The sequence below is a fragment of the Pseudomonas sp. GW821-FHT09H03 genome, assembly GCF_059415945.1.
In genome coordinates this window covers 15,893-31,310 of sequence record NZ_JBWKOF010000016.1, presented here as the reverse complement: position 1 = coordinate 31,310, position 15,418 = coordinate 15,893, and the positions used below count along the sequence as shown (strand labels likewise).

Here is a 15,418-nt window from a genome sequence, read left to right as displayed (position 1 = left end):
ACTGCCGGGCGGAACCGTGCGCAGATTTTCCAGGGCCACGTCGGCGGCGCTGATTTGCGCGAACGGCGCAACACCATTGACGAGCACGACCACGGGCTGGCGGACGAGGTCCTCCGCTGGCGCAGGTACCGCGATGGCGGGGGCTGGTGCGGTGGCGACGGTTGGAGCGATAACGGTTGCTCGATCTTTTCCGCAAGCCGATCTACCACGTGCGACTGCTGGAAACCCTGAACAATCTATTTCCGCAGCCGCAGGTTTATCTGGTCAAAAGCTGAGTCTTCCCTGAAACGTGCGCCCTCAGGCGAGCGGTCGCCAATGCCCGACCATGTGCTCCAGATCCCCGGCGCCCGCCAGGCGCAAGTCCCCGCTCGACCCTGCCGCGCTGGCCAACAAGGTCACCTCGCTGGGCAAGCGCACCGGTTTTTTGAACTGCACGGCCATTTCGACATGCGCTGCCGCCAGTTGCTCGCCCAACGCAGCCAGCGTGCGTGCCTTGAGCCACAGACCATGGGCGATGGCGGTAGGGAAACCGAAGAGCCTGGCGCTCGCGGCGCTCAGGTGAATCGGGTTGTAATCGCCCGATACTCTGGCGTATTGCCGGCCAATGTCCGAGGGTGCTTTCCAGTCTTCAACTTCGCTTAACATCAGGGTCGATGCCAGCGCCTCCTCGACCGGTTCACCATCGAGTTTGACTCCGCGGCAGAGCATCTGGCTTTGCGCCTCCCACAGCGTGCCCAACTGATCGTCAAGGGTTGTCACCAGATCAAAGGTTGCGCCTTTGGCGTGGGGTTGCAGGTTCTGCACCTGCACGCTCACCCGGGCGCGACTCACTCCACCCAGTGGGCGCAATACGCGGATGCTATTGCTCAGGTGAATCAACCCCAGTAGCGGAAACGGGAAGTTGCTGGCAGTGAGCAATTGCATCTGCAGGGCAAAGCCAAGGATGTGCGGATAGGTCGGTGGCAGCAGGCCGTTATCAGCGAAACCACAAACCTTGCGGTAAGCCGCCAGACGCTGCGGATCGACGTCCACCCAACAGCGCAAACCTGAGTCGGGCAGGGTCGTGCCGGTGATTTTGCGTCGCGTCGCCGCCCGCGCATACAGCCCCGGCAGACTCGGTTCGCGGTTGAGTGTGTGCCAGTCAGTGATCATGGCTAAGCCCCCAGAACACTTTGTCCACACACGCGCAGCGCTTGCCCGGTGAAGGCGCCGCTACCCGGTTGCGCGAGCCACGCCACGGCTTCGGCGACGTCTTGCGGCAGGCCGCCCTGGCCCATGGAGCTCATGCGCCGCCCGGCTTCGCGCAGGGCGAAGGGAATGTGTGCGGTCATTTGGGTTTCGATAAAGCCCGGCGCCACGGCGTTGATGCTGATGCCACGCTCATTGAGCAAGGGCGCCCAGGCCTGTGCCAGGCCAATCAGTCCGGCCTTGCTGGCGGCGTAATTGGTTTGCCCGCGATTGCCGGCGATGCCGCTGATGGACGCCAGCAGAATCACCCGGGCGTTGTCGTGCAGGGTGCCGCTCTCGAGCAGGGCTTTGGTCAGCACTTGCGGGGCGTTGAGGTTGACCGCGAGCACGGCGTCCCAGAATTCCGGGGTCATGTTGGCCAGGGTTTTGTCCCGGGTGATGCCGGCGTTGTGCACCACGATGTCGATGCCGTCCGGCAACTGTTCGACCAGTTGCGTGGCGGCGTCTTTGGCGCAGATGTCCAGGGTGACGCTGCGGCCACCGAGGCGGGCGGCGAGGGCGTCGAGATCGGTTTTGGCTGGTGGCACGTCAAGCAGGATGACCTCGGCGCCATCCCGGGCCAGGGTCTCGGCGATGGAGGCACCGATACCCCGCGCGGCACCGGTGATCAGTGCCTTGCGTCCGGCGAGCGGGCGCGTCCAGTCGCTCACCTGGGTCTCGCAGGGAGCCAGGCGAATGACCTGTCCGGAGACGAATGCGCTTTTTGGCGAAAGGAAAAACCGCAACGGGCCTTCCAGTTGATCCTCGGCGCTTTCACCGACATAAATCAGCTGCAGGGTGCCACCGCTGCGCAGTTCCTTGGCCAGCGAACGACTGAAGCCTTCCAGGGCACGCTGTGCGCTGGCGGCGAACGGTTCGGTCAGGGTTTGTGGATCGCGTCCGAGGATCACCAGGTGTGCGCAGTGCTCCAGATTTTTCATCAGCGGCTGGAAGAATTCGCGTAGCTGTTTGAGCTGATCGGTGTGCGTCAGGTCGCTGGCATCGAACACCACCGCTTTGAGTTTCGGACCATGACCGGGGATCCAGGCGGTCGCCGTCGAGGGTTCGGTGCCGTAGCTGTAGATGGCATCGGTCAGGCGGTTGGCGAAGGCGCTGACTTTTTCCGCCAAGGGCCCGCCGCCGATCAGCAGCGCACCTTCCACAGGCCGCAGCCGGCCTGCTTGCCAGCGCTCCAGGCGGGTTGGCGAAGGCAGCCCCAGGGCGCCGACCAGGCGATGGCCGATGGATGAGTTGGCGAAGTCGATATAGCGGTCAGACATGGAACGCACTCCAGCAGCTGGGGTTCAAAGTGTGGACCATGAACGGCGATCAGTCGTTCGATTCACCATTTAAGGCCTACGCTTGGTAACAGCAGAGTAGTTTGACCACGGGATTCGGCTAGCACCTCAACCTTTGTGGGAGCGGGCTTGCTCGCGAAAGCGCCAGCACATTCAACATCTTGGTTGACTGATCCACCGCTTTCGCGAGCAAGCCCGCTCCCACAGGGGGAAGGTGTTGAAATCAGATAATTTGTCAGGAGCTTCTATGACCCAGCTGCGCCGTGTCGCGATCATCGGCGGTAACCGGATTCCCTTCGCTCGCTCCAACGGTCCGTATGCCACGGCCAGCAATCAGGTGATGCTCACCGCCGCGCTGGAAGGTCTGATCGAGCGCTACAACTTGCACGGCCAGCGCATCGGTGAGGTGGTCGCGGGGGCGGTGCTCAAGTTGTCCCGGGACATGAACCTGACCCGCGAATGCGTGCTCGGCTCGCGGCTGTCACCCGCGACCCCGGCTTATGACATTCAGCAGGCCTGTGGCACCGGGCTGGAAGCGGCATTGCTGGTGGCGAACAAAATTGCCCTGGGGCAGATCGAGTGCGGCATTGCCGGCGGTGTCGATACCACCTCGGACGCGCCGATCAGTGTCAACGAAGGCCTGCGCAAGATTCTGCTGCAAGCCAACCGGGCGAAAACCACGGGCGACAAACTGAAGACGTTCCTGCAATTGCGCCCCCGTCATCTGGTCCCCGAGTTTCCGCGCAACGGTGAGCCACGCACCGGTTTGTCCATGGGCCAGCACTGCGAACTGATGGCCCAGACCTGGAACATTGCCCGCGAAGACCAGGACCGGCTCGCGTTCGAGAGCCATCAGAAACTGGCGGCGTCTTACGCCGAAGGCTGGCACAACGATCTGATGACCCCCTTTCTGGGGCTTACCCGCGATAACAACCTGCGGCCCGACTCGACTTTGGAAAAGCTCGCGGCACTCAAACCGGCCTACGAAAAAAGCGTGAAGGGCAGCCTGACGGCCGGCAACTCGACGCCGCTGACCGATGGCGCGTCCCTGGTGTTGCTGGGCAGTGAGGAATGGGCGAAGGAGCGCGGCTTGCCGATCCTGGCGTACCTGCGCGACGGTGAAGCGGCAGCGGTGGATTTCGTCAACGGAGCTGAAGGCTTGTTGATGGCGCCGGTCTATGCGGTACCACGCTTGCTGGCGCGCAATGGCCTGACGCTACAGGACTTCGACTATTACGAAATCCACGAAGCTTTCGCCGCGCAGGTGTTGTGCACCTTGAAGGCCTGGGAGGATCCCGAGTACTGCAAAACCCGGCTCGGCCTTGATGCGCCATTGGGGTCGATTGATCGGAGCCGGCTTAACGTCAAAGGCAGTTCCCTGGCGGCAGGGCATCCGTTTGCGGCCACGGGTGGGCGCATTGTTGCCAACCTGGCGAAGTTGCTGGATGCGGCGGGCAGGGGGCGGGGGTTGATTTCGATTTGCGCGGCAGGAGGGCAGGGGGTGACGGCGATACTTGAGCGTTGACTGAAAGGGCCACCCTCACCCTAACCCTCTCCCAAAGGGAGAGGGGACTGACCGGGTTGTCTGGACGATATACAGCGACCTGAGAGCCTGAGTTGAACTCAGGTTTTGAACAGTTTGAAGATCTGCTCCCTTTTCCCCTCTCCCGGAAGGAGAAGGGCTGATCGAGTGTTTTGGAGGATACACGGCGACTTTAAAGCCTGAGTCAAACTCAGATTTTGAACAGCTTGAAGATCTGCTCCCTTTCCCCCTCTCCCCCATGGGGAGAGGGCTGGGGTGAGGGGTGGCTTTTAAGTCCCCCTCGGATTATCAGGTACGAAACCGCCGCATCAACCCGTCGAGCTCATTCGACAACCCGGCCAGACTCTGGGAGTCCAGGTACGCCGAGTTCGCCAGTTCCGCCACCCACTGTGTATCGCTGTGGATCTGGCTGATGTGCCGATTGATGTCTTCGGCCACCTGATGCTGTTGCTCGGCTGCCGTGGCGATCGGGGTGTTCATGATCACGGATCACGTCCACCGACTCGCGGATCTGCCCGAAGCTGTTACGCGCCTCACTCTTGGTCAACCCCGGGTCCTGAGTGCGGCATCGCTGGTTTTGGCGCGATTGTTGGACAAGTCACTTTGTCACCAAGAGCTTCGGCTGCTGTCGGAGGAAATTGAGGATTACCGGGAAAAATCCTGCCTATGTGATGAGTTGCGTTGCCAGCTTGTGTCGGAAATGCTTGTCTTAGGTCGGCAACCCCTCCCCCCGGCGAGTGGATTGCCGTATAACGAATGACTTTCGCGTGTTTGGTAATAAAGGACCCATAATAAAAGCTGATGAAGACTCCAAAACGCATTGAACCCCTGATCGAGGACGGTCTGGTCGACGAGGTGCTGCGCCCACTCATGAGTGGTAAAGAAGCAGCTGTTTATGTGGTGCGCTGCGGTAACGAGTTACGTTGCGCGAAGGTCTACAAGGAGGCGAATAAACGCAGTTTCCGTCAGGCGGCCGAGTATCAGGAAGGCCGCAAGGTGCGCAACAGCCGTCAGGCCCGGGCGATGGCCAAGGGCTCCAAGTTTGGCCGCAAGGAAACCGAAGACGCCTGGCAGAACGCCGAAGTGGCGGCGCTGTTCAGGCTGGCCAGTGCCGGCGTGCGGGTACCCAAGCCGTTCGATTTCCTCGAAGGCGTGCTGCTCATGGAGCTGGTGGCCGACGAATACGGTGATGCCGCGCCGCGCCTGAACGATGTGGTACTGGAACCGGATCAAGCGCGCGAGTATCACGCGTTCCTGATCTCGCAGATCGTGCTGATGTTGTGTACCGGCCTGGTGCACGGCGACCTGTCCGAGTTCAACGTGCTGCTGACGCCTACGGGGCCTGTGATCATCGACCTGCCCCAAGCGGTCGATGCGGCGGGCAACAACCACGCGTTCAGCATGCTGGAGCGGGATGTCGGCAACATGGCGTCCTACTTCGGGCGGTTTGCCCCGGAGCTGAAAAAGACCCGGTACGCCAAGGAAATGTGGGCCTTGTACGAGGCCGGCACCTTGCACCCGGCGAGTGTCCTGACCGGGGAGTTCGACGAACCGGAAGAGCTGGCGGATGTCGGCGGGATCATGCGTGAAATCGAGGCTGCGCGCCTGGATGAAGAGCGCAAGCAAGCGGTGCGCGCGGCTGATGACGCGCCGCCAGGCAAGACTGAAGAACCGCCTCCGCCATGGATGCAGTGATGGGCTAAAGAAAAACCCGGCTTCGGCCGGGTTTTTTGTGGGTGTCAGTTATTTCGCGGGGTGTCAGTCAGATTCTTCCCTCACCCCAGCCCTCTCCCGGAGGGAGAGGGAGCCGACCGAGTTATTTGCAAGAATCACTGCAACCTTAAACTTTGAGTCGAACTCATTACTTGAAGCGCCTCACTCCAGCCCTTTTCCTCCGGGAGAGGGCTGGGGTGAGGGGTGGGTTCAGGCATGTATCAGTTGCGCACAACACCCCGACTCAAGATTTTTCAGAATCGGGCAATCCGGCCGATGATCTCCCTGGCAATGCTCAACCAGGTCCTGCAAGGTATCGCGCAGTTGCCCCAGCTCGCGGATCTTGCGGTTCAGTTCATCGATATGCTGCCGGGCCAGGGCTTTCACATCGGCGCTGGCACGTTGACGGTCTTGCCAGAGGGTCAGCAGCTTGCCGACCTCTTCCAGGGAAAACCCCAAATCCCGTGAGCGCTTGATGAAGGCCAGGGTATGCAGGTCATCGTCGCCGTACAGCCGATAACCACTGTCGGTGCGATGGGCCGCCTTGAGCAGGCCGATAGACTCGTAATAACGAATCATCTTCGCAGTGAGACCGCTCTGGCGAGCCGCTTGGCCGATGTTCATCGGTTGTCCTCCAGGTCCTTGGGTTTCCAGGTTTTCAACAGTAACGCATTGCTCACCACGCTGACGCTCGACAGCGCCATGGCGGCGCCGGCCAGCACCGGGTTAAGCACACCGAATACCGCCAGGGGAATACCGATCAGGTTATACACAAATGCCCAGAACAGATTCTGGCGGATTTTTGCGTAGGTCTTGCGGCTGATCTCCAGCGCCGCCGGCACCAACCGTGGATCGCCACGCATGAGGGTAATGCCGGCGGCGTGCATGGCCACGTCGGTGCCGCCGCCCATGGCAATGCCGATATCCGCGGCAGCCAGCGCAGGAGCGTCGTTGATACCGTCGCCGACCATCGCTACCACGGCGGTTTTTTTCAGTGCAGTGACAGTCGCGGCTTTGTCCGCCGGCAGCACTTCGGCGTAGACATCGGCAATCCCCAGCGCATCGGTCACCACCTTGGCGCTGCCACGGTTATCGCCGGTCAGCAGGTGGCTGCTGATGTGGCGTGCAGCGAGTTGTTGCACGGCTTGCAGCGCGCCGGGCTTGAGGGTGTCACCGAAGGCGAACAGGCCCAATACCCGTGGCTCGGGGCTTTGCTCGATCAGCCAGGATAGGGTGCGGCCTTCGGTCTCCCAGGGAGCAGCCGAATCGGCCAATTGCCCTGCGCTCAAACCCGTTTCCTCGAGCAGGCGCCGATTGCCCAACACCAGTCGCCGCCCCCCAAGAGTGCCGGCTATGCCGCGCCCGGTCAGGGTCTGACTGTCGCTGACATCGGCCACGTTCAAACCACGTTCGGCACAGGCATCCAGCACGGCCCTCGCCAACGGATGCTCACTGCCGCGTTGCAGGGCGCCGGCCTGTTGCAACAGGAGTGCTTCGTCGCCATCGACGGCGCTCAAATGGGCAATGCGTGGCGCCCCCGAGGTCAGGGTGCCGGTCTTGTCGAACACTACCGCGCTGACCTCATGGGCACGCTCAAGGGCTTCGGCGTCCTTGATCAGAATGCCGTGCCGCGCCGCCACCCCGGTGCCGGCCATGATCGCCGTCGGCGTTGCCAGGCCCAGCGCGCAAGGGCAGGCGATCACCAGCACCGTCACGGCGTTGATCAGCGCGGTTTCCAGCGGGGCGCCGTACAGCCACCAGCCGATCAGGGTGGCCAGGGCGATCACCAGTACTGTCGGCACGAACACCTGGCTGACTTTATCCACCAGTTTCTGGATCGGTGCTTTCGCCGCCTGGGCGTCTTCCACCAGGCGGATGATGCGTGCCAACACCGTTTCCGCACCGAGGGCCTGAGTGCGCACGAGCAAGCGGCCTTCGCCGTTGATCGCGCCACCGGTGACCTTGTCACCCGGTTGTTTCGGCACCGGCAGGCTTTCGCCGCTGATCAGCGCTTCGTCGGCATGGCTCTGGCCTTCGACCACTTCACCGTCCACAGGGAAGCGTTCGCCGGGTTTGACCAGCACCAGGTCATGCAGGCGCAGGGCACTGATGGCGACGTCTTGCTCGCGACCATCGATCACCTGAATGGCCCGTTCCGGGCGCAGTGCTTCGAGGGCACGGATGGCGCTGGCGGTCTGGCGCTTGGCGCGGCTTTCCAGGTATTTGCCCAGCAACACCAGGGCGATCACTACCGCTGACGCTTCGAAGTAAAGGTGCGGCATGCGCCCGGCAGCGGTGGCCCATTCGTAGAGGCTCAAGCCATATCCGGCGCTGGTGCCGATCGCGACCAGCAAATCCATGTTACCGGCACCGGCACGCACGGCTTTCCACGCGGCGAGGTAAAACCTGGCACCGAAGATGAATTGCACCGGCGTGGCCAGGGCGAATTGCGCCCAGGCCGGAAGCATCCAGTGCACGCCAAACGGCTGCAACAACATCGGCAACACCAGCGGCAAGGCGAGGCCGATAGCCATGATCAACGCCCAACGCTCGCGGTGCAGGCGTCGTTGCTGATCGTCGGATTGTTGATGCCCGGCTTCCTGGACGCTGGCGCTGTAGCCTGCCCGGGTGACGGCCGCGATCAGGATTTGCGCGTCGATCTGGCCGAGCAGTTCAAGGTGCGCGCGTTCATTGGCCAGGTTGACGCTGACGCGCTTTACCCCCGGCACTTTGCTCAGTGCCCGTTCCACCCGACCGACACAGGAGGCACAGGTCATGCCGGCGATGTTCAATTCAAGGGTCTGCTGCGGCACGCTATAGCCGGCCTTTTCCACGGCGTCCATCAAGGCCGGCAGGCTGTCGCCGGGTGCCTGGACCCGGGCCTTCTCAGTGGCGAGATTGACGCTGACCGCACTGGCGCCACTGACTTTGCTCAATGCTCGCTCGACACGTCCGGCACAACTGGCGCAGGTCATGCCGGCAATTGGTAGGTCGAAGGTGGTGGATTCGGACATCGGTCACGCTCCCTGTAGTAGATAACCACAGGATCAACCTTGCCATGCTGGCAAGGTCAAGCACCAATCAATATTCACCGCAGAACCCCTGTATGAGCGAGCATGCTCGCTCATACAGGGGATCGGGCTCAATATCCGAGGTCAGCACGCTTGAGATACATCCCTTCCTGCGTCATCGCGATCCGGTACTTGAGCACATCCCCGGCCTTGAGCGAAATCTGCTGTGAGCCCGGGGCGAGCATGCCCGGGTTGCAGCCCGGCGTTTGCCCCGGCAGCAGCTTGAGACGCAGCGACACATTGCCCGGCGGCAGGTTGAACGAAGTGCTCTGTTCCTGAAACAGACGCGCCGCCAGTTGATCCTGGATGTACACGCCGATCTCGCAAGAAGTTGCGACTTCCAGGCGCTCGCGGGAAATCACCAGCACGCCGTAATCCTCCCCGTTGGCATGTGCCGAGGGCAGGGCGGCGAAAAGGCTGAGGAAGCCAAACAGGCTGAAAGCTGACCAGCGCATGGCTGAATCTCCTGAGTTCGAGTCATTGATGGACGCAGCTTGGCCGAGCGCGACGTCGATTGCCAGCCCGGCAGATAGCTGCAGAACTTGACCTTGCCATGGAGGCAAGCCCGAGACTTTACTCAACCCTCATCAAAGGAGTCATTCCATGCAGGTTTTCAATGTTGAAGGCATGTCCTGTGGTCATTGCGTCAAGGCCATCACCCAGGCAGTGCAGGCTAAAGATCCGGCGGCCAGCGTGCGCGTCGATCTGGCTGCCAGGGAGGTGGGTGTCGAGAGTGCCTTGACGGCGCAACAGGTTATGGAGGCGATTCGCGAAGAAGGCTATGGCATCCAGTTGGTCTGATTTTTGATAGTTAGCGAGCTATCGGAATGTTCAAGGCGTCCATGGGCGGCTAGACTGTCGGGCTGCCGACTCTTGCCCCTCTGGATGCCTGATGAACTTTCGCACCATTCTGATTCTCGGCGCCTTGAGCGCTTTCGGTCCACTGGCGATCGACTTCTATCTGCCGGCGTTTCCGGCCATGGCGCTGGCGTTCGCCACGGACGAACAGCACGTTCAGTTGACGCTGGCGGCGTACTTCCTCGGCTTGTCCATCGGTCAGCTTGCCTACGGCCCGGTAGCGGATCGTTTCGGCCGACGCATTCCACTTCTGACGGGGGTCGGCCTGTTCACCGTTGCTTCTCTGGCGTGTGCTTATGCACCGAACCTGGAGTGGCTGATCGGCGCACGTTTTGTCCAGGCGCTGGGCGGGTGTGCGGGAATGGTGATCTCCCGGGCGGTGGTCAGCGACAAATGCGATGCAGTGGGGGCGGCAAAAGTCTTTTCGCAACTGATACTGGTGATGGGGCTGGCACCGATTCTCGCGCCGATGCTTGGCGGGCTGTTGGTCAACACCACCGGTTGGCAATCGATATTCCTCGCCCTGAGCGGGTTCAGTGCATTGGCGGGCTTGGCCGTGGCCTTCGGATTGCCGGAGAGTTTGCCAGCCCATGTGCCGCGTCAACCACTCTCGGGGGCGTTGCGCCAGTACGGTCGGCTATTGGCTGACCCGGTGTTCCTCGGCCACGCCATGACCGGAGGCATTGCCATTGCCGGGATGTTTGCCTACATCGCTGGATCACCGTTTGTCTTTATCAAGCTTTATGGCGTTCCCGCCGAGCACTTCGGCTGGCTGTTCGGCATCAACGCGGCAGGATTGATTCTGGTCTCGCAGATCAACGCGCGGTTACTGGCAAAACGTGGCCCGGCTTTTTTGCTGGCGCGTGCGGTGTGGATTTATCTGGCGGCCGGCCTGACGTTGTTCGCGGTCAGCTCGCTGCAAACCGAAAAACTGTGGCCACTGCTGATTCCGTTGTTCGTCTGTATCGCCAGTCTCGGTTGCATTCTTCCCAACGCCTCGGCCTGTGCGATGAGCGGCCAGGGGGCACGCGCCGGCAGCGCTTCGGCCATGCTTGGCTGCCTGCAATTCAGCGTGGCGGCAGGTGCTGCCGCGCTGGTAGGCGTGTTGCACGACGGCAGCGCCATGCCGATGGCCATGGTCATCAGCCTGTGCGGCGTTCTGGTGGTGAGCGTCGCGATGCTCACCCGGCGTTTGCAGAATACCCGGGTATTGCAGAAGGCCCAGGCTTGAGGTGAGGCTCAGCCAGCAGCACGCTGCGGATAGAGGAGGGGAATCTGGTGGGGTGCCTGGATACGTGCTTCCAGGGTGCGGGTAAAAGCACGGGCTTCCGCTTCGCTACGGAAAGTCACGGCATGCTGGTCAAGATTGACTTGCCACTGGGATTTTGCCAGTTCTTTTATCAGGATCTTCACAGCTGATCTCCTCTTGTAAAAGACGTCATGCAAAAGGTTGCCTCACAGGAGATTCGATTGTAGTCCTCTATACGAGCGCTTTTGTGACAAGGGTCAACTGTCGGACTGACGGTGTGTAACAAAAATAATCAGAGCCTCGGGGCTCCGGGAGAGAGAGGCTCTACCTCCCGGTTTCCTGATTGTGCGCGGTATCTCCTTGCAGGGCGATTGAGCTCAGAACCCTTCCAGAACAATCTTGCCCTTGGCCTTGCCGCTTTCCAGCAGTGCATGGGCACGGCGCAGGTTGGCTGCGTTGATGGCGCCGAAGTGTTCGCCAACCGTGGTTTTCAGGGTGCCGGCGTCAATCAGTCCGGCGACGCGATTGAGCAAGTTGTGCTGCTCGATCATGTCGGCGGTTTCAAACAGCGAGCGGGTGTACATGAATTCCCAGTGCAGCGACAGGCTCTTGCGCTTGAGTTTTACCACGTCCAGCGACTTGGGATCATCGATCAGAGCCAGCTTGCCTTGAGGGGCCAAGGCTTCGACCAGTTGATCGAGGTGCTGGTCAGTCTGGGTCAGGCTGGCGACATGGGTCACCTGATCCAGGCCTGCACGCTTGAGTTCTTCACTCAATGGCTGGCTATGGTCGATCACCAGGTCGGCGCCCAGCTCTTTCACCCAGCTCTGGGTCTGCGCACGCGAAGCGCTGCCGATGACTTTCAGACCGGTGAGCTGGCTGGCCAGTTGCGTCAGGATCGAACCCACGCCACCGGCTGCACCGACGATCAGCAAGCTCTGGCCTTCGTCGATGTTGCCTTCGCGCACTTGCAGGCGTTCGAACAGTAGCTCCCAGGCAGTGATTGCGGTCAGGGGCAGTGCAGCGGCTTCGGCGAAATCGAGCGTGCGGGGCATGTGCCCGACAATGCGTTCATCCACCACATGCAGCTCACTGTTGGCGCCTGCCCGGGCGATGGAGCCGGCGTAGAACACCTTGTCGCCAGCCTTGAACAGCGACACTTCACTGCCAACGGCCTTGACCACGCCAGCCACGTCCCAGCCCAGCACTTTCGCCGCGCCACCTTCAGGCTGCACATTCTGACGCACCTTGGTATCCACCGGGTTGACCGAAATGGCTTTGACTTCCACCAAGAGATCGCGGGGGCCGGCAACCGGCTCGGGCAGTTCAATGTCCTGCAGGGCATTGTCGTCGCTGATTGGCAAAGACGAGTAGTAGGCAACGGCTTTCATGTAGGGCTCCTGGAACACAAATAAAGGTAAGACGGGATGGGACAGATGATTGGCTATTTCTTGCGAAGATAAAACCGGCTACAAGAGCAGTCTCTTTCAATATTTTTTTGATAATCGGAGCTTGAGATGTTGCGTTTCGATGACTTGCAGCTATTTGTCCGGGCGGCGGACCTGGGTAGCCTGTCGGCGGCCGCGCGTGGCATGGACATGTCGGCGGCGGTGGCCAGTGCGGCGCTCAAACGTATCGAACAGCAACTCGGGGCGCGCTTGCTCGCCCGCTCCACTCGCAGCCTGCGCCTGACTGCCGAGGGCGAGGGTTTTCTTGAGTACGCTCGCGCGGCCTTGAGCAATCTCGATGAAGGTCGACGGCTGTTGGCCAGCGGCCAGGATCAGGTCAGCGGGATTCTTCAGCTGTCGGCACCCTCGGACTTCGGGCGCAATCTGCTCCTGCCGTGGCTTGACGCATTTCAGCGCGAGCATCCGAAACTCACCGTGCGCTTGCTGCTGGGTGACCGCATTGCCGACCTGTTCCGCCAGCCGGTGGACATTGCCTTGCGTTACGGCGAACCGGAGGATTCCAGCCTGGTGGCGCTGCCCATCGCCACGCACAACCGCCGTGTACTCTGCGCTTCCCCGGATTATCTGGCCAGGCATGGCGAGCCACGGCAACTGGAGCAATTGGCGCAGCACAACTGCTTGTTGTACATGCTCGGCAGCCGGGTCCACGACCACTGGAGTTTCCACGATGGCAAACGCCAGGTCGGCCTGACCGTCAACGGTGATCGCTTCAGCGACGATGCCGACGTCGTGCGGTTGTGGGCCGTGGCGGGTGCAGGGATCGCTTACAAGTCGTGGCTTGATGTCGCCGCCGATGTGCTCGCCGGTCGTTTGAAAATACTGATGCCGGAGTTGCTGTGTGAACGCGCACCGCTGAATCTGCTGTGTGCCCATCGGGCGCAATTGAGTAAGCCGGTGAACCTTTTGCGTGAAATGCTCGCCAGCCGATGCGCCGGGTTGAGTAGTCAATTTCCGGGTTTATCGAAGATCGATCATTAGTCGCACGAAAAAAGAGAAATTTCTCTCAGAACCTATCAGCACCTGGGGTTGGCGTCGGGCGGGAGCAGACGACTAATCTGCATACACTATCGTGTGCCTCATCTACAGATCGGCGGCTTGTCATTGAGTCGCCAGACTCAAGACGTCATCAGCGCCACGGCCGGCGGTACATCAGCGGATGTCTGCGGGCAGTAGACGGAACGATTCAACAGGGAGTGAATACATGGAACATGCACCTTGCATCAGCCAGATAGCCACATTGCTGGCTGAGCCAAAGCGCAGTGCGATGATGTGGGCCTTGATGGATGGCTCGGCTCGAGCAACCGAAGAGCTGGCATTGCTGGCGGGCCTGTCACCATCTTCGGCCAGTGCACACCTGGGACGCTTGTCCGCTGGTGGTCTGTTGAAAGTCGAAAGCCGCGGGCGCAAACGCTTTTTCCGCCTGGCGGCGCCGGAAGTGGGGGCGGCAATCGAAGCGCTGGCCAGTGCAAGCATCGCCAGCGCGCCCCGGGACATTCCGGCCGTCTTCAAGCGTACTGCGCCCCTGTACAAGCCCCAGGCGAAACCTTCGTCATTGCTGCGCGCACGTCTGTGCGACGATCACCTTGGAGGCACCCTGGCGGCGGAGGTGTACCAGCGTCTGCTGGATGCGGGCTGGATCGAGCAGTTCGATCAGCGAGTGAGTGTGACGCATAAGGGCGCGACCGGGCTGGCGGCACGGGGTGTGTTCATCCAGGCACTGGCCCATCGTAACGGCAGTATTTGCTGCGCATGTCCTGACTGGAGTGAAAGACGACCGCACATGGGCGGCTCGCTTGGCGCGGCCTTGCTGCAATTGTTCATGCAGTCGGGCTGGCTGAGTTTGCACGGCGATTCGCGAGCCTTGCAGGTGAGCGTCGCCGGGCAGCGTGAAATCCAACGGTTTGTCAGGGAAGCCGAGCTGGAACTTGCGCTCTAGTACGCCAAAGATGCAGGGCGACTCATTGTCGCTCCTGCATCTGCACTTCGGTCACTTACGGTTTGATCAACCGCGCATCCAGGCTGTTCTGCGCCAGGCGAGTGGCCTGGTCCTGGGTCATGCCCAGATGCGTGTGCAGCGCATGGAAGTTTTCGGTGACATAGCCGCCGAAGTACGCCGGATCATCGGAGTTCACCGTGACCTTCACACCACGTTCCAGCATGTCGAGGATGTTGTGCTGCGACATGTGATCGAACACGCAAAGCTTGGTGTTCGACAGCGGGCACACGGTCAGCGGGATCTGTTCGTCGATGATGCGTTGCATCAGGCGTTCGTCTTCGATGGCGCGTACGCCATGGTCGATGCGCTGGATTTTCAGCAGGTCGAGGGCTTCCCAGATGTACTCGGGCGGGCCTTCTTCACCGGCGTGGGCGACGGTCAGAAAACCTTCATGGCGGGCGCGATCGAACACGCGCTGGAATTTGCTCGGCGGGTGGCCCATTTCGGAGCTGTCCAGGCCGACGGCGACGAAGGCATCGCGGAACGGCAGCGCCTGGTCGAGGGTTTTCTCGGCCTGTTCTTCGCTCAGGTGACGCAGGAAGCTGAGGATCAAACCACTGGTGATACCCAGTTGTTGCTCGCCATCTTTGAGTGCGGCAGCGATGCCGTTGAGTACCACCTCGAACGGGATGCCGCGATCGGTGTGGGTCTGCGGGTCGAAGAACGGTTCGGTGTGAATCACGTTCTGTTCTTTGCATCGCAACAGGTAGGCCCAGGTCAGGTCGTAGAAATCCTGGGAGGTGCGCAACACGTCCGCGCCCTGGTAGTACAGGTCGAGAAACTCTTGCAGGTTGTTGAAGGCGTAGGCCTTGCGCAGGGTTTCAACATCGCTCCACGGCAGGGCGATCTTGTTGCGCTCGGCCAGGGCGAACAGCAACTCAGGCTCCAGCGAGCCCTCCAGGTGCAGGTGCAGTTCTGCCTTGGGCAGGGCGTTCAGCCAGTCGTACATAATTCTTTTCTCATCAGGTGCAATGCCCGCCATTCTACAGATGCT

At 61.2% G+C, this 15,418-nt stretch carries 14 protein-coding genes and 2 pseudogenes; 7 read left to right on the top strand and 9 right to left on the bottom strand.

What is annotated here, in order from left to right; genetic code table 11:
• Nucleotides 1-173: 173 nt before the first annotated feature.
• Nucleotides 174-275, top strand: a pseudogene (locus AC07OG_RS21270) (response regulator); the annotation flags it as partial.
• Between the two features lie 22 nt (nt 276-297).
• Here AC07OG_RS21270 and AC07OG_RS21265 read toward each other — a convergent pair.
• Together AC07OG_RS21265 and AC07OG_RS21260 are read right to left on the bottom strand one after the other, a co-directional pair.
• Nucleotides 298-1,152, bottom strand: a complete 855-nt coding sequence (locus tag AC07OG_RS21265; protein WP_495068010.1) for a MaoC family dehydratase — start codon at nt 1,150-1,152, stop codon at nt 298-300.
• A gap of 2 nt (nt 1,153-1,154) precedes the next feature.
• The gene (locus AC07OG_RS21260) at nt 1,155-2,507 is read right to left on the bottom strand and encodes a 3-oxoacyl-ACP reductase (protein WP_495068009.1); all 1,353 of its coding nucleotides are present in this window, start codon (nt 2,505-2,507) and stop codon (nt 1,155-1,157) included.
• Nucleotides 2,508-2,772: 265 nt separating this feature from the next.
• Between AC07OG_RS21260 and AC07OG_RS21255 the strand changes: the two genes are divergently transcribed.
• Nucleotides 2,773-4,050, top strand: coding sequence for an acetyl-CoA C-acetyltransferase (locus tag AC07OG_RS21255; protein WP_495068008.1), 1,278 nt, complete (start codon nt 2,773-2,775; stop codon nt 4,048-4,050).
• A 306-nt stretch (nt 4,051-4,356) separates the two neighbouring features.
• On the opposite strand, the pseudogene AC07OG_RS21250 reads toward AC07OG_RS21255, so the two are convergent.
• Nucleotides 4,357-4,603 (bottom strand): annotated as a pseudogene (locus AC07OG_RS21250) (methyl-accepting chemotaxis protein); the annotation flags it as partial.
• Between the two features lie 266 nt (nt 4,604-4,869).
• Between AC07OG_RS21250 and AC07OG_RS21245 the strand changes: the two are divergent.
• The gene (locus AC07OG_RS21245) at nt 4,870-5,763 is read left to right on the top strand and encodes a PA4780 family RIO1-like protein kinase (protein WP_060540525.1); all 894 of its coding nucleotides are present in this window, start codon (nt 4,870-4,872) and stop codon (nt 5,761-5,763) included.
• A 228-nt stretch (nt 5,764-5,991) separates the two neighbouring features.
• Here the strand turns inward: AC07OG_RS21245 and cueR are convergent, their stop codons facing one another.
• The 3 genes from cueR to AC07OG_RS21230 all read right to left on the bottom strand — a co-directional run bounded on the left by cueR (nt 5,992) and on the right by AC07OG_RS21230 (nt 9,307).
• Complete coding sequence (gene cueR, locus AC07OG_RS21240) at nt 5,992-6,405, bottom strand: Cu(I)-responsive transcriptional regulator (RefSeq protein WP_060540526.1); 414 nt, start codon at nt 6,403-6,405, stop codon at nt 5,992-5,994.
• Entirely contained in the window at nt 6,402-8,795 is a 2,394-nt protein-coding gene (locus AC07OG_RS21235; RefSeq protein ID WP_495068007.1) for a heavy metal translocating P-type ATPase, read from the bottom strand. Before AC07OG_RS21235 ends, cueR begins: the two co-directional genes overlap by 4 nt.
• A 128-nt stretch (nt 8,796-8,923) precedes the next feature.
• A complete protein-coding gene (locus AC07OG_RS21230) occupies nt 8,924-9,307 on the bottom strand; it encodes a hypothetical protein (RefSeq protein ID WP_060540528.1) in 384 nt (127 codons plus the stop codon).
• Nucleotides 9,308-9,455: 148 nt separating this feature from the next.
• Here AC07OG_RS21230 and AC07OG_RS21225 point away from each other — a divergent pair, with 148 nt between their 5' ends.
• Together AC07OG_RS21225 and AC07OG_RS21220 are read left to right on the top strand one after the other, a co-directional pair.
• Complete coding sequence (locus AC07OG_RS21225; RefSeq protein WP_060540529.1) at nt 9,456-9,653, top strand: heavy-metal-associated domain-containing protein; 198 nt, start codon at nt 9,456-9,458, stop codon at nt 9,651-9,653.
• 91 nt (nt 9,654-9,744) lie between these two features.
• Nucleotides 9,745-10,941, top strand: a complete 1,197-nt coding sequence (locus AC07OG_RS21220; protein ID WP_495068006.1) for a multidrug effflux MFS transporter — start codon at nt 9,745-9,747, stop codon at nt 10,939-10,941.
• Nucleotides 10,942-10,949: 8 nt separating this feature from the next.
• On the opposite strand, the gene AC07OG_RS21215 is transcribed toward AC07OG_RS21220, so the two are convergent.
• Together AC07OG_RS21215 and AC07OG_RS21210 are read right to left on the bottom strand one after the other, a co-directional pair.
• The gene (locus AC07OG_RS21215) at nt 10,950-11,123 is read right to left on the bottom strand and encodes a hypothetical protein (RefSeq protein ID WP_177336950.1); all 174 of its coding nucleotides are present in this window, start codon (nt 11,121-11,123) and stop codon (nt 10,950-10,952) included.
• A 213-nt stretch (nt 11,124-11,336) separates the two neighbouring features.
• On the bottom strand, nt 11,337-12,350 hold the full coding sequence (locus AC07OG_RS21210) for a zinc-binding alcohol dehydrogenase family protein (RefSeq protein WP_495068005.1): 1,014 nt from the start codon (nt 12,348-12,350) through the stop codon (nt 11,337-11,339).
• A gap of 126 nt (nt 12,351-12,476) precedes the next feature.
• Between AC07OG_RS21210 and vimR the strand changes: the two genes are divergently transcribed.
• Together vimR and AC07OG_RS21200 are read left to right on the top strand one after the other, a co-directional pair.
• The gene (gene vimR, locus AC07OG_RS21205; RefSeq protein ID WP_060540532.1) at nt 12,477-13,406 is read left to right on the top strand and encodes a transcription regulator VimR; all 930 of its coding nucleotides are present in this window, start codon (nt 12,477-12,479) and stop codon (nt 13,404-13,406) included.
• A gap of 223 nt (nt 13,407-13,629) precedes the next feature.
• Complete coding sequence (locus AC07OG_RS21200) at nt 13,630-14,364, top strand: ArsR/SmtB family transcription factor (RefSeq protein WP_495068004.1); 735 nt, start codon at nt 13,630-13,632, stop codon at nt 14,362-14,364.
• Nucleotides 14,365-14,419: 55 nt separating this feature from the next.
• On the opposite strand, the gene AC07OG_RS21195 is transcribed toward AC07OG_RS21200, so the two are convergent.
• The gene (locus tag AC07OG_RS21195; RefSeq protein ID WP_060540534.1) at nt 14,420-15,373 is read right to left on the bottom strand and encodes an adenosine deaminase; all 954 of its coding nucleotides are present in this window, start codon (nt 15,371-15,373) and stop codon (nt 14,420-14,422) included.
• Nucleotides 15,374-15,418 lie beyond the last annotated feature (45 nt).